The 17901-nt window shown below is 47.0% G+C and carries 19 protein-coding genes; 14 read left to right on the top strand and 5 right to left on the bottom strand.

Annotated elements, in window-relative coordinates:
• Nucleotides 1-9 precede the first annotated feature (9 nt).
• From ispD to QUA23_RS02090, 3 genes are all read left to right on the top strand, one after another.
• Nucleotides 10-702: a 2-C-methyl-D-erythritol 4-phosphate cytidylyltransferase gene (ispD, locus tag QUA23_RS02100; RefSeq protein ID WP_333075760.1), complete on the top strand. Its 693-nt coding sequence runs from the start codon at nucleotides 10-12 to the stop codon at nucleotides 700-702.
• Between the two features lie 200 nt (nucleotides 703-902).
• Nucleotides 903-1055 (top strand): hypothetical protein, encoded by a 153-nt coding sequence (locus QUA23_RS02095; protein ID WP_333075758.1) that lies wholly within the window; start codon nucleotides 903-905, stop codon nucleotides 1053-1055.
• Between the two features lie 51 nt (nucleotides 1056-1106).
• Complete coding sequence (locus tag QUA23_RS02090) at nucleotides 1107-1553, top strand: Uma2 family endonuclease (RefSeq protein ID WP_333075757.1); 447 nt, start codon at nucleotides 1107-1109, stop codon at nucleotides 1551-1553.
• 75 nt (nucleotides 1554-1628) lie between these two features.
• Here QUA23_RS02090 and QUA23_RS02085 read toward each other — a convergent pair whose 3' ends face one another.
• Genes QUA23_RS02085 through QUA23_RS02075 form a run of 3 tightly spaced genes read right to left on the bottom strand, consistent with a single transcriptional unit; the run spans nucleotide 1629 to nucleotide 3688 of the window.
• Nucleotides 1629-2366: an SDR family oxidoreductase gene (locus QUA23_RS02085; protein WP_333075756.1), complete on the bottom strand. Its 738-nt coding sequence runs from the start codon at nucleotides 2364-2366 to the stop codon at nucleotides 1629-1631.
• Between the two features lie 9 nt (nucleotides 2367-2375).
• The gene (locus tag QUA23_RS02080; protein WP_333075754.1) at nucleotides 2376-2891 is read right to left on the bottom strand and encodes a carboxymuconolactone decarboxylase family protein; all 516 of its coding nucleotides are present in this window, start codon (nucleotides 2889-2891) and stop codon (nucleotides 2376-2378) included.
• 29 nt (nucleotides 2892-2920) lie between these two features.
• Nucleotides 2921-3688, bottom strand: coding sequence for an SDR family oxidoreductase (locus QUA23_RS02075; protein ID WP_333075753.1), 768 nt, complete (start codon nucleotides 3686-3688; stop codon nucleotides 2921-2923).
• Between the two features lie 188 nt (nucleotides 3689-3876).
• Between QUA23_RS02075 and QUA23_RS02070 the strand changes: the two genes are divergently transcribed.
• Entirely contained in the window at nucleotides 3877-4800 is a 924-nt protein-coding gene (locus tag QUA23_RS02070; protein ID WP_333075752.1) for an AraC family transcriptional regulator, read from the top strand.
• A 59-nt stretch (nucleotides 4801-4859) separates the two neighbouring features.
• Nucleotides 4860-5183 (top strand): hypothetical protein, encoded by a 324-nt coding sequence (locus QUA23_RS02065; RefSeq protein ID WP_333075750.1) that lies wholly within the window; start codon nucleotides 4860-4862, stop codon nucleotides 5181-5183.
• 155 nt (nucleotides 5184-5338) lie between these two features.
• On the opposite strand, the gene QUA23_RS02060 is transcribed toward QUA23_RS02065, so the two are convergent.
• Nucleotides 5339-6271 carry a LysR family transcriptional regulator gene (locus tag QUA23_RS02060; RefSeq protein ID WP_333075748.1) on the bottom strand — a complete coding sequence of 311 codons (933 nt, stop codon included), beginning with the start codon at nucleotides 6269-6271 and terminating at the stop codon, nucleotides 5339-5341.
• A 240-nt stretch (nucleotides 6272-6511) separates the two neighbouring features.
• Between QUA23_RS02060 and QUA23_RS02055 the strand changes: the two genes are divergently transcribed.
• From QUA23_RS02055 to QUA23_RS02040, 4 genes are all read left to right on the top strand, one after another.
• A complete protein-coding gene (locus tag QUA23_RS02055; protein WP_333075747.1) occupies nucleotides 6512-6805 on the top strand; it encodes a hypothetical protein in 294 nt (97 codons plus the stop codon).
• Nucleotides 6806-6910: 105 nt separating this feature from the next.
• Nucleotides 6911-7174: a hypothetical protein gene (locus QUA23_RS02050; RefSeq protein WP_333075745.1), complete on the top strand. Its 264-nt coding sequence runs from the start codon at nucleotides 6911-6913 to the stop codon at nucleotides 7172-7174.
• An 81-nt stretch (nucleotides 7175-7255) separates the two neighbouring features.
• Nucleotides 7256-8320, top strand: coding sequence for a tetratricopeptide repeat protein (locus QUA23_RS02045; protein ID WP_333075744.1), 1065 nt, complete (start codon nucleotides 7256-7258; stop codon nucleotides 8318-8320).
• A 233-nt stretch (nucleotides 8321-8553) separates the two neighbouring features.
• The gene (locus QUA23_RS02040; protein WP_333075743.1) at nucleotides 8554-9063 is read left to right on the top strand and encodes an N-acetyltransferase; all 510 of its coding nucleotides are present in this window, start codon (nucleotides 8554-8556) and stop codon (nucleotides 9061-9063) included.
• A 136-nt stretch (nucleotides 9064-9199) separates the two neighbouring features.
• Here the strand turns inward: QUA23_RS02040 and QUA23_RS02035 are convergent, their stop codons facing one another.
• Nucleotides 9200-9979 carry an ATP-binding cassette domain-containing protein gene (locus QUA23_RS02035; RefSeq protein ID WP_333075740.1) on the bottom strand — a complete coding sequence of 260 codons (780 nt, stop codon included), beginning with the start codon at nucleotides 9977-9979 and terminating at the stop codon, nucleotides 9200-9202.
• A gap of 541 nt (nucleotides 9980-10520) precedes the next feature.
• On the opposite strand from QUA23_RS02035, the gene ssuE reads away from it, so the two are divergent.
• The 5 genes from ssuE (at nucleotide 10521) to QUA23_RS02010 (ending at nucleotide 17897) form a co-directional block, all read left to right on the top strand.
• Nucleotides 10521-11078 (top strand): NADPH-dependent FMN reductase, encoded by a 558-nt coding sequence (ssuE, locus tag QUA23_RS02030; protein WP_333075738.1) that lies wholly within the window; start codon nucleotides 10521-10523, stop codon nucleotides 11076-11078.
• A 33-nt stretch (nucleotides 11079-11111) separates the two neighbouring features.
• On the top strand, nucleotides 11112-12143 hold the full coding sequence (locus QUA23_RS02025) for a sulfonate ABC transporter substrate-binding protein (protein WP_333075737.1): 1032 nt from the start codon (nucleotides 11112-11114) through the stop codon (nucleotides 12141-12143).
• A gap of 115 nt (nucleotides 12144-12258) precedes the next feature.
• A complete protein-coding gene (locus QUA23_RS02020) occupies nucleotides 12259-13665 on the top strand; it encodes an FAD/NAD(P)-binding protein (protein ID WP_333075736.1) in 1407 nt (468 codons plus the stop codon).
• Nucleotides 13655-13948 carry a hypothetical protein gene (locus QUA23_RS02015; RefSeq protein WP_333075735.1) on the top strand — a complete coding sequence of 98 codons (294 nt, stop codon included), beginning with the start codon at nucleotides 13655-13657 and terminating at the stop codon, nucleotides 13946-13948. Before QUA23_RS02020 ends, QUA23_RS02015 begins: the two co-directional genes overlap by 11 nt.
• Nucleotides 13949-14357: 409 nt before the next feature.
• Nucleotides 14358-17897, top strand: a complete 3540-nt coding sequence (locus tag QUA23_RS02010) for a WD40 domain-containing protein (RefSeq protein WP_333075734.1) — start codon at nucleotides 14358-14360, stop codon at nucleotides 17895-17897.
• The last annotated feature ends 4 nt before the right edge of the window (nucleotides 17898-17901 follow it).

Here is a 17901-nt window from a genome sequence, read left to right as displayed (position 1 = left end):
GGTTACTTAATGCACTTATTAATTCCTGCAGCGGGTTCGGGGCGACGGATGGGGAGTCAGCGGAACAAACTGCTGCTGACTTTGCTGGGAAAACCTTTGCTGAGTTGGACTTTGGCTGCGGCTGAAGCTTCGCAGCACATTAGCTGGATTGGCATCATGGGCCAGCCAGACGATTTTCCTGATTTTAAAGCAATTCTGAGCGATTTATCTTTGGTTAAGCCCGTGGAACTGATTCAAGGTGGCGCCACCAGGCAAGAGTCAGTTTACAACGGTTTGCAGGCTTTGCCCCCCAATGCCGATCGAGTCTTGATTCACGACGGCGCCAGGTGTTTGGCAACTGCTGAATTGTTCGATCGATCCGCAGAGGCCCTCTTGACCTGTCCAGGCTTGATTGTCGCCGTCCCGGTCAAGGATACGATTAAGGTCGTAGATGAGCGTCGGATCGTGCGAGACACCCCAGACAGAAGCAATTTGTGGGCTGCCCAGACTCCCCAAGGATTTGAAGTGAAATTGTTAAAGCAGTGTCACGAAGAAGGGCGACAGAAAGGTTGGGAAGTGACAGACGATGCGGCTTTGTTTGAAAAATGCGGTTTACCAGTCCGAATTGTCGAAGGAGAAGAGACGAATTTGAAAGTCACAACGCCCGTCGATTTAGCACTAGCTGAATTTATTTTGCGGCAGAGAACAGATAAGAGCAAATAGAATTTGTTGACTATTTTTAAGAACGGGCAAGGTGCCCGTTCCACAATCAATAATTTGTTATTTGTGGAACAAGCATCTTGCCTGTTCCTTTGCACGGGTTCTGGGGCCGATTCCGCAATCAATAATTTGTTATTTGTGGAACAGGCATCTTGCCTGTTCCTTATGTTATCTTAGAAATCTCATAGCTGGAAGTAAAAAATATGATTTCTGTTGCGCCGATCGCACCATTGTTACCCATAGGCGAACAGCGCGTGGTGTTTAGAAATATTACTTGGCAGGCTTATCAACAACTGCTACAGATTTTGGGCGGTAAACGAGCAGCTACATTGATATTCGACCGAGGGATTTTATAAATTACGAAGCCATTAGAAGAACACGAATTGTCTAGCTGCTGAATCGAGCGTTTGATTCGGATTTTGGTAGTAGAGCTAGGTTTAAAAATCAAAACAATGGGTTCGACAACCTTAGAGCGATCGGACTTAGAGCGCGGTGCGGAACCAGATAATGCCTATTACATCCAAAATCAGCCCCTCGTAGCCGGTCGTACAGTAGATTTAGCCACAGATCCGCCACCCGATCTAGTCGTAGAAATAGATATCACCCATACTGATATTAACAAGCCGGCTCTCTATGCCAGTATGGGAGTACCGGAATTTTGGCGTTACAATGGTAGAGAATGGGGAATTTATAAGCTAGAGAACGATGAGTATTTGGAAGTATCGGTCAGCCCCACTTTTGCGATACTTCCCAAGTCCAAGCTCTACGAATTTTTGGCAGCAGCGCAGCTAGATGAGGTAGAAGCGGAGGTGAATTTCCGCAACTGGGTGAGAGAGATAGCGAAATCTAACTAGCGAATTGGGCATTGGCAGTCACCAGATTACGAGCTTCATCACAGCGTATTTTCAAGAGAGAAGTTTCCTGTTTCGTTAGTAAGGGCTTGCTGTTGGTCTGACGATAATTTCGCTAACATCAACATCGTCAGGTTGTTCGATCGCAAATACAATCGATCGCGCGATCGCAGCAGCAGGAATAGCTATTCTGCGGAATTCTTGCATTCCCAATATTGCAGTTTCATCAGTGATGCTCTCGGCTAACTCAGACTCGGTTACTCCAGGAGAAATCACCGTCACCCGAATGTCGCCCCCAACTTCTTGTCTCAAGCCTTCTGAGATGGCTCTAACGGCGAATTTAGTAGCACAGTAAACAGCAGCAGTAGGAGAAACCGCGTGTCCGCCGATTGAAGAAAGATTAATAATCTGACCAGACTTTTGGGCTTTCATCACAGGAAGTGCCGCCGCGATTCCGTACAAAACACCTTTGATATTGACATCAATCATGCGATCCCATTCCTCAACTTTCAGTTGTTCGAGTGCGGATAGGGGCATGATGCCAGCATTGTTAATCAGGACATCTACGCGATCGAACTTACTTTGGGCAAATTGAACAATATCCTCCATTTGACTGCGTTGCGTCACATCTAGAGCCTGGTATTCGACTGTTCCACCCTCCGCACGAATGTCCTTGGCGATCGCTTCTAGGCGATCGGTGCGACGTGCGCCTAAAACAACTTTTGCGCCCTTTTTAGCAAGCAACTTAGCACTGGCTTCACCGATTCCACTACTGGCTCCAGTGATAATGATGACTTTCCCATTTAAGTTAGACATTGAAATCTCCTATTTTTGTGATGTTACTGGGAATTTGATTTGGTTTTCTTGGAATAGCTCTTTGAGAGTTCCTGCTGCAATCAAGGCACGGGGATAACCTGATGTCACGGTGGTGATATAAATGACTTCCATCAGTTCTTGTGGTGTAACTCCATAATTGAGAGCATATTGTGCATGAAGTTTGAACTGCGGCATCGTGCCCTGTGCGGCAAATCCCCCCAGAGAAATAAGCTGACGGGTTTTATTGTCCAGCACCTCACGCGCCCAGATATCGCCCAACGCATATTTGAGAGTCATGTCGGCAAGTTCTGGGAAATCCCTTTGAAGCTGTTCAAAATGGGGTGGTAGTCCTTTTCCACCCGTAAGACTATTCACAACTCTTTCGCCGCGCTCTTGGCGTGTCAGCGTTTGTGAAGGTTGCGGAACTGTTTTTTGGGCTTCCATAGGTGAAGCAATAAAAATTGCTCCCGCTATGGTTAAAGTTAAAACTATCCCTACGGTTAAAGCTAAAAACTTTCCCTTCATGATTTCCCTTCTGTTGAGATTAGTTTGAATTAGAGAAACTGACCGCCAGAGACTTCGATTCTCTGTGCATTCACCCATCTGTTGTCTTCGGATAGTAAAGCGGCGATCGCACCGCCGATATCATCAGGCATACCGACGCGACCCAAGGCAGTTTGCGAAGCGATAAAGCTGTTAATCTCAGGATTGTCACGCACCGCACCGCCATTAAAATCCGTTTCAATTGCGCCTGGGGCTACCACATTCACAGCAATCTGTCTGTGTCCTAATTCCTTAGCCATGTATCGGGTCAAAACTTCGATCGCTCCTTTCATGCTTGCATAAGCTGCATAGCCAGGTAGAGCAAAGCGGGCAAGCCCAGACGAAATATTGACTATCCGTCCTCCATCATTGATCAAAGGCAGAAGTTTCTGCGTGAGGAAGAAAACGCCCTTTACATGAATATTCATCAAGCGATCGAAATCATCTTCGGTGGTATCAGCAAAAGACGCATGAACCCCAATACCAGCATTATTCACGAGGAAATCAAAATGCTCTGTCTGCCATTTATCTTGAAGTGACTGCTTGACTTGTTCCACAAAACCGTCAAAGGTTTTCGTGTTTGAAGTATCCAGTTGCAGTGCAACCGCTCGAGCTCCGATATCGGCGATCGCAGATACGACATTTTTGGCATCCTCATCGCTGTTGTGATATGTCACGATGACATCGACTCCTTTTCTGGCAAGAGTCAAAGCGGTATTTTTGCCAAGTCCTCGGCTCGCCCCTGTTACCAATGCGATTTTTGTCTGGTTGTTCGTCATTGCCTTATCCTTTTACTGTTTCATTCAGATGTGTTCATCCTATGAGTAAAAGCAAGGGTTTTGAATACACAGACCTCGCAATTTATTGCCTAATCCTCCAAAGCCATATTTTCTGAATGGCTCAAGATGCTCTATGATGAGCAAAAGGAAATGGTTAAATCAATCAAAAAACTAGCAGGGCAATTGAAATGCTCAACCAAGTAATAAACCAAGATGCGATAGCTAATCAATGTAAAGAATTGGCGGCATTAGTAACTCGGCACACTGAAGGCAAGGGTAACGGTTTGCATAAAACAGCTATAGATAAGCTGGAATTGACGCGAGAATCTTCAGTTTCCGCAGCACTACATGGTGTTTATGAACCTCTTCTCGCCATCATCGTTCAAGGTCAAAAAGAAGCGTTGCTGGGTGAGGAAACCTATCGTTATGGCGAGGCTCAATATCTTGTGATCTCAGTTGATTTACCTATTAACGGATTTGTTGTAGAGGCTACCCCAGACAAGCCGTATTTAGGATTCAAGCTGAATCTAGATCCACGCCAACTCTGTGACATTATTACTGCCCAAACAAACCCAAGTGCAAATAAGAAAGAAAACTCTGTTAGAGGTTTGTTCGTCAGTACCGCCGATGCACCGTTGCTCGATTGCGCCCTCAGACTGACAAGACTTTTGGATACACCGCAGGATATCCCTATCCTGGCACCGATGATTATCCGCGAAATTTATTATCGTCTTTTAATAGGCGAACAAGGCGAAGCTGTCCGCCAAATCGCAACATCTGGCAGCAATATGCAGCGCATCGCTGAGGTGCTCAAACTGATTAAAACTGATTTTGTAAAACCGATGCGTGTTGAGGATTTGGCAGGACAAGCCAATATGTCTCCTTCATCTTTTCATCACCATTTCAAGCAAGTGACATCGATGAGTCCACTTCAATATCAAAAGCAATTAAGACTATTAGAAGCACGTCGCCTGATGCTTGCCGAAAACGCCGATGCCACAAATGCTGCGTATCAGGTGGGTTATGAAAGCCCCTCACAGTTCAGCCGCGAATATTCTCGGATGTTCGGTGCGCCGCCGATCCGGGATATTGAGCGTTTGCGTACTGCTTGAGCGTAACTGTTTCGACTATATTGGTTTTGTTCCTTTAACACAAATGGAGGATAAAAGCAATGAAATATTGCGGTAAATGGCGGATCGCGGAGATGGAATTGTGGGATAGTGATTACTTAGACATGGAAGTTGAAGCGTATATCAAGATCGATCAAACAGGTTCAGGAGAATTTCAATTCGGTTTAGTATCAGGTGAAATTGACGGCGAAGTCGTCAAAGATGGAAAGGATCGGCGATTTGAGTTTACATGGGACGGTAATGACGAATGCGATCCTGCATCCGGTAGCGGTTGGCTCAAATTAAAGGATAAAAACTCGGTAGATGGTCGAGTCAAATTCCACCAAGGCGACAGTTCTAGTCTTGTGGCTAAGCGCATGAAGTAGGCAATCCGCGATCGTACTATTGGTTAGGCGATTTTTTTAAACCGCAGATATCAGCATATAAACCCAGATACAATCCCATCCACGTTCATCTGCTGATATCTGCGGTAACAAAATCCCCATCTAATCAATAATCAATAACAACTGACTTAGGTTTCTCATGAAGGATTAATCGGAAACTCGCCCTCACTATCAACATCTGCGGCACTTTTAACTAAATCCAAAAAGGCAAACACGGCCGGAATCAATAACCCATCCCTCAAAACAGCCACCCCAATTACCCTTTCAAAATCCGCAGGCAAACTGCAAACTTTCACCGAATTAGGTATCGGTTCCGCGGCCAAACGGGGAAGAATTGCTGTACCCAAACCTTGCATCACCATACTGACAATAGTTGAATCTTCGCTGAGTTCGTAAGCGATATTTAAGGGAAACCCCGAAGTTGTCAAATATTTTCGCAGCGGTATCGAACAAGGATTTTCCGCAGGCTGCAAAATCAACGGATAAGCTGCTAATTCTTCCCAGGTAATCTTATCGCTTGAAAATTTGGCAGTTGGTGGCAGCAACACAACATATTTATCTCGCAAAATTTCTCTAGTTTCAAATTCATCGGAGATGGGAAGAGAGACAAAGCCGATGTCTGCTTTGCCCGATCGCAAAGCTTCTTCCACAGCTTGGGTATAATAAACTTCGGTAATGCTGACAGCAATCTTGGGAAAGCGATCGCGAAATTTAACAATTATACCGGGCAAGATATGAGTGGCGACGCTCCGAAAAGTAACTATCCGTACCTGGCCTCCTTGCAAGCCTTTTTCTAAATCCGCTTCTTTCAGCATCATTTCTAACGATCGCACGATTTGACGCCCGTGACTCACAACCCTTTCCCCCACTGGCGTCAGTTGAGCACCGTGTCGCCCCCGGTGAAATAGCTGCACTCCCAATTCTGTTTCTAAAAAGGCGATGGCGTGGCTGACTGCTGACTGGGACAGTTCCAATTGCAAAGCCGCCTCGCTAAAGTTTTCACACTCTGCTACAGCTATCAAAGCCTGAATTTGAGAGAGTTTCATCCGCCGCGTATTGATTTCATTCATAGCCTTTTGCCTGAGATGTCGATCTATCTATTTTATTCATACAATCTATGCAAGCAATGCTTTGATTGTCAATTCCCGCCGAGTTAAGGTTAATTTATCAGGTAACATATAGACTTTTACAGAACTTGCACGACAACCATATTGTGCTGTAATTGCGATGAAGTTATTGCAGCTAAAAGCTATTTTTTGTAATTATATTGGTGCAATTTTTGTAGGAGTTATCACTTTAAGGTGTTGGCTATGTCTACTTACAAAAGTCGGATAAATCCCCGAAGAATGATGTTTTTTTCGAGAGCCTATCGAGCTAAACCATCCGAAAAACACAAAGGGTCATCTCTCTTTTCAGCTATCAAGGAAATTTGGCAGTTTTTCCTCTCCCTCATTTCTGGTGAGGACGAACTGAGAATTTGGCAGACTTGCGATCGCTATGGTAACACTTGGTGGCACGGTTGCGATCGGGCGACGGGTCGCTCTACCTGCGTGGCAACAGATGATGAAATGCGCGCTTGGATCGATCGGCGTTATTGCCAATAGTAGTGTGTGGGTTGCATGGAAATGAAGTGACATACAGCCCTCGATTAGCAATTACCAATTAGCAATTACCAATTAGCAATTACCAATTACCAAGTAGGAGATGCTATGCTTCAAATATCTTCCGAATGTGCAGCGCCAGATCGCATTATTCTGATGGAAAACGAGGTATACAGATTGCCTCAAACTCATCGAGAAATTCAAGTTTTGTCAGGAATTGCTTGGATCACGCTAGACCAACAGGACATCATCTTGCAAAGCTCTGAAAAAGCATCGCTTCCACCCAGCAAAAACATTGCTCTCATATCCGCTCTCAACAATATACCGCTGATTATGGCAGTCTGGCAAGACAAAAACCCAGTCAGAACCTAGGGATTGAGAAAAAATTTGGCAGGAACACCCCAAAAAGCTCTATCTTAATAGTTATCACTTAGCTATTGGAGGACTCGATCGGTGTACTGCCGCTCTTATCACTTCAGCTATCTCGCAGCTATAAGTATTCTCTTATCGCCCGCACTCAGCTTGCTGGCAATTTCAGACGCCCGGGCTTATGGCCCAATTATAAATGCGAGGCGCGCCCAAGCGAGCGATCGCGCTCAGGCAACTGACCCCAAAACGCAAGCAGACGCACTCTTTGAAACAGGAGTAAAACAGCACCGCGAGGGTTTGTTTCGAGAAGCAATCGAGACTTTTGAGCAAGTTTTGGCAATCCGCAAGCAACTCGGCGACCAAGCCGGAATCGGAGAAACCCTCAATAATATGGGGGAAGTTTATGGCGAAATGGGTTTGAGGCCTAAAGCTTTGGAAGTTCTGCAGCAAGCTTTAGTCATTCACCGACAAATCAGCGGAGGGCGTCGTATCGCGCGCACTCTCAATCTCATCGGTTTCGTTAACCGGATTGGGGACAATTTTTCCGAAGCGATGAAACTGCACCAAGAAGCTTTGGAACTTGCCAAAACAACCGACGACCAAATTGAAATTGGAGAATCCCTCCACAACATCGCGGCCGTGTACGCAGAACAGGTAGATTACGCCAAGGCGATCGAATTTTACCAGCAAGCCAGAGCGATTCGCACCAAAGAGGGCGATCGGCGCGATTTAGGCCGTACCCTCAATAACATGGGCGGCGTCTACTACAACATCGGCGACTTTAATAGAGCGATGGAATTTTATCACCAAGCTTTAGCAATTCGCCGGGAAATAGGAGACCGGGCTGGCGTCGGCCGCCTCCTCAACAACATGGCACTTACCTCTCGCAAACTCGGCAAAGATACTCAAGCGCTGATCTATTTTCAGCAAGCAATACCGATGTTAGAATCTATCGGTGACAAGACAAGTATCGGACGCTTGCTCAACAATATGGGCGCAATTTATGAAAGTCTTGGTCAATATCCTCAAGCTCTAGAATCCTATGAGGGAGCTTTAAAAATTGCCCGCGAGGGCGGTGATAAAGCCGGAGAAACTAAAGCGATGGAGGGCATTAAGCGATTGTCTTCCGGTCAGCTTGTACCGCAATAATGACAGTTAAGCGGTTCCGAATCGGGCGTGAAGATTGGAAGCGATCGACTTTGGCGACGATTTGGCATTCATCTGCAAGTCTTTGTATAATTGGTTGCCAAAAATATATAACTAAAAAAGAGGAAAAAGGCTTCAGGGGCGCTATAATTTAATTAATATCGGGCGCGAAAGATAAAAAGAGTTTCTGTAGTAATTCGTCTGCCAGAGTGGCAACAAAATGATTAATCTAAGCTATGGATATCCGTACCGAAAATCCCGAAGATGTAGAAGTTGTTCGCAACATTAATATTGAGGCATTCGGGCGAGAAAATGAGGCTAACTTAGTCGAGCGATTGCGGGGAATTGCATCTACATTTTCCTTCGTTGCGGTACAATCCGATCGCATTGTCGGACACATTTTATTCAGTCCGGTTGTCGTCGAAGGAAAATGTTCTAGGAATTTGTCGATTCTGGGGTTGGCGCCAGTCGCAGTTCTTCCCGAATATCAGCGCCAAGGTATAGGAACGCTGTTGATCCAGCACGGTTTAGAAGAGTGCAGGCGATCGGGATTTCAGGCAGTGGTTGTGCTTGGTCATCCAGATTTCTATTCGCGTTTTGGGTTCATTCCTGCTAGTAGAAAGAGCTTGAAATGTGAATATGATGTGCCCGATGAAGCTTTTATGGTTTTGGAGTTAGAAAGTGGAGCTTTGGAGGATTGCAGCGGAACGGTGAAGTATCGATCGGAGTTTAGTATATGCGAGTGATCTCAAATCCGGGTGCATCGGATTGGCTGACGAAGAGCTCGCCAGTCAGAAAAATTATTAAACGAGCGCCCATATCTGAGTTACCTTGGTAGATCCGTTATCCGTATTTACTTATCTTTACATAGTTGGGTTTTTTTTACCTACCTATTGCAACTTTCTCTGCACCTTTGCTACTTTCTTTTTGACCCATAACGCGCTGTAAAATCGCCTCTACTTTCGCAGCAAATAGAGCATTTCCTCTCTGCCTCGGTCGCGGCATATCAATAGAACAGTCCATTGCAATCTGACCATTTTCTATTAAAATAACTCGGTCAGCTAGCACCACTGCTTCTTCTACGTCATGAGTGATCAGGAGCGCGGTAAATCCTTTTTCTTGCCATAAATTTTCTAACAATTGCTGCATCTCAATGCGAGTCAAAGCATCCAACGCGCCGAGGGGTTCATCAAGCAGCAGTAAATGAGGTTCGCAGGCAAGGGCTCTTGCTAAAGAAACTCTCTGCTTTTGACCGCCCGATAGTACCGCCGGCCAATCGTTGGCGCGATCGCCAAGCCCTACCGCGTGAAGGACTTGCATCGCTTTGTAGTGCGTGTTTTCTTTGGCGGTGAGTAGCCCTAATTTCACATTTGCCACCACTTTTTGCCAAGGTAGTAGCCGTGCATCCTGAAACATCATTGTCACTTTAGAGTTAAGTTTGCGGGACGGCTTTCCATCTAGAAAGACAGTTCCTTGAGTGGGAACTTCTAGTCCGGCGATTAAGCGCAGTAAGGTACTTTTGCCACATCCGCTGCGACCTACAATTGCTACAAATTCTCCGGGATTTATTTCTATGTTGATATCCCGCAAAATTTTAATATTTCCAAATGACTTCTGGAGTCCTACTAATTCTAGACCTATTCCTGAGAGTGGTGATTCCATTCTAAAAAACCTCCATATCGCGATCTATGCCACAGGCTCAAAACCTTTTTCGCTGTCAAAGGTGGCTGTTGAGCAAGTGCCAATTCGTCTCCTACTCACCGGTGCTGGTGAATAGCAGATTAGCATTTCTAAATTTAATCTACTGTAAATCAGTCAAATTATAGTAGATTGTGATTAAACAAGATTATTGCATAGGTATCTCCAAAAAGCAAGATAATTTTTCGCCCAACTTCTGCGACTTTGATAAATAATTTTTAAGAACAAGCAAACCCCCTTGCTGTAAAGGTTCTGTTTTTGAGTCCGGTGGGATTATGCTGTATTTGGGAGAAAAAATCTGACAGTTGATTCCCGCCGAGATTCGCGATCGCCCAAAATTTGTATAAGAGTTATCAAAATTTACATCTCAACTTACTTGCTTTTTAAAATTGACCGTGCTAGCTTACTAACTATAAACTACGGTAATTCTACGGAGTTACCGTAGTTATAAGCGATTCCGTAAATCGTTCATTTTTAAATGAGTCAAAAATAGGAGGACTATTAAATGCCTAATGTTGTTGCGATCGCAGGTAGCCCGTCTCATCCATCCCGGTCTTTTGCGGTGCTCGAATACGCCCGCCGCGCTGTCGAGAAAGAGGGACTAAGTACGGCATATATCAACGTCCGCGATCTCCCGCCAGAGGTATTAATTTACGGACAATTCGCGAACCCAGACTTAAAAGCAGTCAATGATTTAGTAGTAGAAGCCAAGGGCATAATCATCGCCACACCTGTTTACAAAGCAGCCTACACAGGCGTACTCAAAGCTTACTTAGATTTGCTACCGCAGAAGAGTTTAGCTGGTAAAGTTATTCTCCCCATAGCCACCGGAGGTACGCTGGGTCACTTATTAGCAATTAACTACGCCCTCAAACCAGTGTTATCCGAGCTGGGCGCTAGTCATATCTTGGCTGGTGTCTATGTTTTAGACACGCAGATCCAAAGTTATGACGAAACAAGCGTACAACTTGAAGAGGAAACAGAACAAAGATTGCGATCGCAATTGCAAGAGTTTGTTGGTGCCCTGCAAACTGGCAAACCCGAATTAGTTGGAAGTCTCTGATCGGAAAGTTACCAACAAGCAATATTATTGTTTATGCTCAAAAGACTGATTTCATTCCTTGCTCAATTATGGCGATCGCACCTTTCCCTAGCAGCGCTATTTCTATTGGGAATCAGCTTAAATTGGGCGATCGCCTCCTGCAATACTCCCACCCCTACGGGCTCTGCAAGCCCCGCCGCTTCCCCCGCAGCAGCTCAAGCTCAGGTAGTCCGCATCGGTCATCAGAAATTAGACCCCTTCACGCTAGTCAAAGCTAGAGGCGGCTTAGAGAAACGCTTGCAGCCTCTAGGTGTATCCGTTGAGTGGAAAGAATTTCAGTCAGGCCCCCCGATGCTGGAAGCACTAAACGCCGGCAGCATCGACATCGGGCGCACCGGGGACGCTCCTCCAGTCTTTGCCCAGGCTGCTAACGCACCCCTGCTTTACATTGGCGGAAGCGCCCCCAAAGACCGCAGTTCAGGTATTTTAGTTCCTGCTAATTCGGCAATTCAAACCCTTGCAGATTTGCGGGGTAAGAAAATAGCTTTTACAAAAGGTTCAAGCGCCAATTACCTGTTAGCAAAAGCACTGAAATCCGCAGGGATAAAATGGACTGAGATTGAGCCTGTCAACCTGACACCAGCCGATGCCAGAGCTGCCTTCCAACAAGGTAATGTAGATGCTTGGGTAATTTGGGACCCGTTTTATGCAGCAGCTCAAGCGCCAAGAGATGTTCGTGTTGTTAAAGATAGTAAAGGACTAGCAGCTAACCGAGATTTTTACTTAGCTAATCGCTCATTTGCTCAGTCTAATTTCAAAATTATTGAGGCAATTAGAGAAGAAACTCAAGCAGTAGCGGCTTGGGCGGATGCGAATCCCACAGAAGTAGTCAAGATTCTCGCTCCCATTCTGAAAATTGATGTTTCTATCTTAGATGTAGTGACGCGACGGCGGAGTTATGGATTTGAACCGATCCAAGCTGATATGGTTGCCGAGCAACAGGAAATTGCGGATACTTTTTTTGAACTCGGCTTAATTCCCAAGCAGCTAAAAGTTGAAGAAGTAGTTTGGAAACCAGGTAATTAAAAATTCCCGGTTGTGGGTAAGTGTTGGAGACAGAAGCAGCGATATATTTTCATATATCCGATGTCTTAAAAATAAATACATTCCTCTTCTATTTGATGCTGATAGTGTTCCTAAAATGCTGACTTCCGATCCTATAACAACGATCGCGATCGTCGGTGCTGGCTTTAGTGGTTGTCTCGTAGCGGTTCACCTGTTGAAAACAGCCAACCGACCCCTGCTGATCCAGCTGATCGATCGCAGTCACGAGATTGGCAGGGGAATTGCATACAGCACCGATGACACCAGCCATTTGCTGAATGTATCTGCAGGCAAGATGAGTGCCTTTTCCGACGATGCCGGCCATCTGCTGCGCTGGCTGGACTATAACCGCAGCGAATTGGCGGCATTCCTGCCCAATGACCTGGACGCCAGCAGTTTCATTCCCCGTCATATCTACGGGCTTTACATTCAGTCGATTCTGGAGGAAGCTGAAGCCGCGGCATCGAGTAAGGTTCGGCTCAAGCGCGTCATCGATGAAGTGGTGGCAGTGGAGCCACAAGCCTCATGTGCGATCGTCTCCCTGCGGAGCGGCCGTGCTTTCGTGGCAGACAAAATTGTGCTGGCAGTGGGAAACGCGCCAGCAGTTCCCACTGCATCGCAAACTAAAGACGATGACACCCCCTACCTCCGCCATGCCTGGTCAGCTTCGGCCTTGGCAGGGCTTGAGCTTGATGCGCCGGTGTTGCTGATTGGCACTGGACTGACAATGATGGATATGGCGGTGTCGCTCCACTCGCGCCACCATCAAGGCAAAATTTACGCCGTGTCTCGCCGGGGCTTGTTGCCGCTGACGCATCGATCGACCAAACCCTATCCCGCCTTTTTGACCCCAGACACCGCGCCCAAAACGATTCGGGGCTTGCTGCGGTGCATTCGGAGTGAGGTGCAGACGGCGGCCCAGCAGGGCTACGACTGGCGATCGGCGATCGATTCCCTGCGCCCCATCACCCAGCAACTGTGGCAACAACTCGGCCGCGTCGAGCAGCGACGGTTTTTGCGCCATGCCACCCCCTATTGGGATGTGCACCGGCATCGGATTGCCCCTGAAATGGGGGATGTTGTCCGGGCAATGCTGGAATCAGGGCAACTGACTGTTACCGCAGGCCGCATTCAGGACTATCAAGCAGCACCTGATGGGGTGGCTGTTACGGTTCGCGATCGCCAAACGCAAACGAATCGGGTCTTGCAGGTCAGCCGCGCGGTGAATTGCACAGGGGTAAAAATAGATTATCGCCAATTGCCCCAACCGCCGATCGCCAATTTGCGCGGCCGAGGGTTGATCCGCCCCAACGACATCGGTTTGGGATTGGATACTGCTGCTGATGGTGCCGTATTAGATGCTCGGGGCAAGCGCTCAAGTCTGCTCTATACTTTGGGTACCCCGCGCAGAGGTGATTTATGGGAAACGATTGCTGTCCCAGAACTGCGCGAGCAGGCACGGGCACTGGCTGCGACGCTGAACCAGGCCGTACTTGCCAACTAATAGAAGGGGTTTACCTCATGGCAAACAAGATCCTCAAATTGTAGATGCCATCTTGCAGCTAGCTGAATTAGCTACTGCCTTCGCTTGTCTGATTGTTTGCGAATCCTTAGATTTTACTGGTAAGAAAGCACAGTTAAGGAAGAAAAGTGCCAAGTATGCTCGGATGCTGTCTAGCTGGGCACCGAGTCGTTTTTATCAGCTTTTGGAGTCGATTTTATCCAATCGTGGCATTTCTTTATTTAGTCGCAATCGGTGCTTACACCAGTTTAATTGGACTGGTTAAATACGCTCGGATGTATGGACTATACTGGGATATTGCTGCTGAATTGGGCAATTGCCAGGAGAGGTATGAACTTCAGTGAGAGATTGTCGCGCCCCGTATCCGCCTACCTAGGGGTGAACCCTAGGAAGCACGTATGGGGCGCTTGGTATCAATTTAATATGTTTGTCGGTCGGTGCTCGGTAGTTAATCGCAGACACGATTACTACCCTTGTCTCTAACTGGGAGCCACTGGTTAAGGCTGATGTCGAGCAGCGATGTCGGGTATCTGCCAAGCGCAAGCTAAGCGTGGCGATCGAGCTCAAGTTACACCGCAGACTTAATACGTGGGCTCAAATTACCTGTGGGTAGGTTTGTCCAGGTTTTTAGAAGCAGTTTAAACAATAAAAGATAAGTTTAAGAATAAACAACTATGGTAAATTCTGTTAGAGCCTCAACGCAAGGACTAGAAATTGTCGATCGGCTGCGCAAGCAGAAAGGCTGGACAAAATACTCAGTGTCTTGGTACGACACTGCCCTGACTTCCGAAGCAACCTTAAGGCGGTTTTGGCGGCGAGTGCCTATTCAATCCGAGACATTTATCCAGATTTGTCAGGCTGTCGGAGCCCGCGAAGAAGATGTTGCCGAATCGGAAGAATTAATTGCTACAAAATGTCAAGATTGGGGGGAAGCACCCGATGTCCCCGTATTTTTTGGACGTGCTGAGGAACTTACCACACTAGAGCAATGGGTGCTCAAAGATCGCTGCAGGCTGGTGGCAATTTTGGGCATGGGCGGTATTGGTAAAACCCAACTATCGGTGAAGTTGGGAAGGGGTGGCATTGGCAAAACCGATCTGTCTTTGGAATTAGCAAAAGGGATTCAAGATGAATTTGACTATCTGATTTGGCGCTCTCTGCTGAATGCTCCACCAGTAACAGACATTCTGACAGACTTAATTAAACTCCTCTCTGACCAAAAAGAAACCGATTTACCGGACACTTTAAACGCTCAAATATCACTGCTGCTCCACTATTTTCGCGAGTCTCGCTGTTTGGTAATCCTGGACAATGCAGAGTCAATTCTACAAGGCGGGGAAGGGGCGGGGCAATATCGAGAAGGATATCAAGGATACGGTGAGTTGTTGAGGCGGGTTGGCGAAGTCCCCCATCAAAGCTGCTTGCTGCTCACCAGCCGGGAAAAACCCCACGAAATTGCGCTACTAGAAGGTAAAGCAAAACCAGTGCGATCGCTCAATTTAAGCGGTTTGAATGAGTCGGACGGACAGAGAATTTTTAATGAAATCGGTAATTTTTTGGGTTCGGATTCAGAATGGAAAGAAGTTGTTGAGTTTTATAATGGCAATCCCCTCGCTCTAGAACTGGCAGCCCGACATATTGAAGAAGTGTTTTTTGGCGATTTGTCGGAATTTTTAAGCCAGGGAAAACCTTTATTTAATGACTTGCGAGATTTATTAGATTGGCATTTTGAACGCTTATCGCATGACGAGAAAGAAATCGTTTATTGGCTGGCAATTAATCGCGAACAATCATCGCTGTCCGAACTGAGAGAAGATATTTTATCTCCTTTAGCTAAAGAGAAAATAACTTCGACTTTGCAATCTTTACAAAGATTGTTACCTTTGGAAAAGACCAAAGCAGCCTTCGGATTGCAGCCAGTCATCCTGGAATATGTAACAGAAGGATTAATTAACATAGCTTGTGCAGAAATTAGCGAAAAAAATATTGAAATACTTAACAGCCACTCTCTCATGAAGGCGTTAGCTAAAGACTACGTTAGAGAAAGTCAAAGCCGCCTGCTCCTGCAACCGATTCAAGATAGATTAATCAATAGTTTGGGCAATAAAATCGGTTTAGAAGCCCGATTGACTGAAATTATCTCGACTCTGCGAGAAAAGTTTCCGCAAAGAGCTGGATATGTAGCGGGAAACATACTGAATTTATCCCGCCAACTAGAGACGGATTTAAGGGGACAGGATTTTTCCCATCTCACCATTTGGCAAGCTTACCTCCAAGGATGGAATTTGCCAGAAGTGAATTTTGCTGGTACCGATTTAGCCAAATCTGTCTTTACTCAAGCTTTTGGAACTGTTTCTGCTGTGGCGTTTAGCCCCGATGGCAGGTTGCTAGCGGCGGGGATTGCCAATGGTGACATTCGCCTGTGGAGAGTCACAGATGGCGAACCGTTGTTGACCTGTCGGGGTCACAGTGATTGGCCCTGGGCGATCGCTTTCAGTCCCGACGGTCGAATTGTCGCCAGTGGCAGCCAAGACCAAACCGTTCGTCTGTGGGATGTCAGCACCGGTCAATGCGTTCTGGTGTTGCAAGGACATACCAGTTGGGTGAAGTCGGTTGCTTTCAACTGTGATGGTAGCCTCCTCGCCAGCGGTAGTAACGATCGCGCGATTCGCTTGTGGGATACCAACACAGGTCAATGCCTGAAAATTTTATCAGAACACAGCGATTGGGTGTGGTCAGTGGCCTGGAGTCCCGACGGCCGCACTCTCGCCAGCGGTAGCGGAGATGGGACGATTAAGTTGTGGGATGCAACAACAGGTTCGTGTTTGCAAACTATAAACGGACATAGCAATTCGGTCACAGCGATCGCCTTTAGCCCCGATGGCAATACCCTGGCTAGCGGTAGCTTCGACCAAACCGTGCGCTTGTGGAATGCCAACACAGGTCAATGCCTCAAGATTTTGCAAGGACACACCGAACAGGTGTGGTTAGTCGCCTTCAATCCCGACGGTCGCACCCTTGCTAGCAGTGGGGATGACGGTAACATCCGGTTGTGGGATGTTAATACCGGACAGGTTGTCAAGACAGTCAAGGAACGCACCAACCGCATTTGGTCGCTTGCCTTCAGTCCTGACGGTAATATCCTCGCCAGTAGTGGAGAAGACCAAACCATTAGGCTGCGGGATAGCAATACAGAGAGAACCATCAAGACGATATGGGGCTATTCCAGCGTGATGTGGTCGGTTGCCTTCAGCCCCAACGACAATATCGTTGGCATCGGGAACGATCGAGGCGTGCAGCTATGGGATATCGGTACAGCTAAATTCCTCAAAACTATCCAAGGATACATCGGCAAGACTAGAGCAGTTTCCTTCAGCGATCGCGACAGCATATTAGCCAGCGGTAGCGATGACGGGAACATCCGGTTGTGGGATCTCAAAACGGGTCAATGTCTCAAGACGTTGCAAGGTCATACTAACCGAGTCTGGTCGGTAGCCTTCAGCCCGGATGGCAATATCGCTGTCAGCACCAGTGAAGATAGAACTATACGCTTGTGGAGTGTTAGCACGGGTCAGTGTCAAAACACGCTCACAGGTCATAACAGTCGGGTTTGGTCGGCGGCGTTTAGTCCTCACGGTCAAATATTTGCTAGTGGCAGCGATGAGGAAGTCGTGCGCCTGTGGGACATCAAAACAGGTGAATGTATCAAGACTCTACAGGGACATACCAGCCGTGTTTGGTCAGTGGCGTTCAGTCCTAACGGTAATATCCTAGCTAGCGGAAGTGCCGATCGCACCGTTCGTTTCTGGAACGCTAGCACGGGGGAATGCCTTGCCACATTAGAAGGACATACAAACTCCGTGTGGTCGGTCGCATTCAGCCACAAGGGCAATCTGCTTGCCAGTGCGGGGACTGACCGCAGTGTTAGGCTGTGGGATGTAGAGACGGGTCAATGCCTGAAGGTTCTGGAAGGACACGCCGAAATTATCTGGTCGGTTGCCTTTAGTCCCGACGATCGAACCCTAGCCAGCAGTAGCAGCGATGAAACTATCAAGTTCTGGTCAGTGCAGACCAGTCAGTGCGTGAAGACGTTAAGCAGCGATCGGCCCTACGAACGCATGAATATCGCTGGCGTCACAGGAGTAACAGAGGCTCAGAAAGCCGTGCTTAAAGATTTAGGAGCCATTGAGGATTACACAGAAATTGTCACCTAAAATG

The organism is Microcoleus sp. Pol1C5, assembly GCF_036701115.1.
In the GTDB taxonomy this organism is placed as follows: domain Bacteria; phylum Cyanobacteriota; class Cyanobacteriia; order Cyanobacteriales; family Microcoleaceae; genus Microcoleus.
This window is presented reverse-complemented; position numbering and strand designations above follow the sequence as displayed.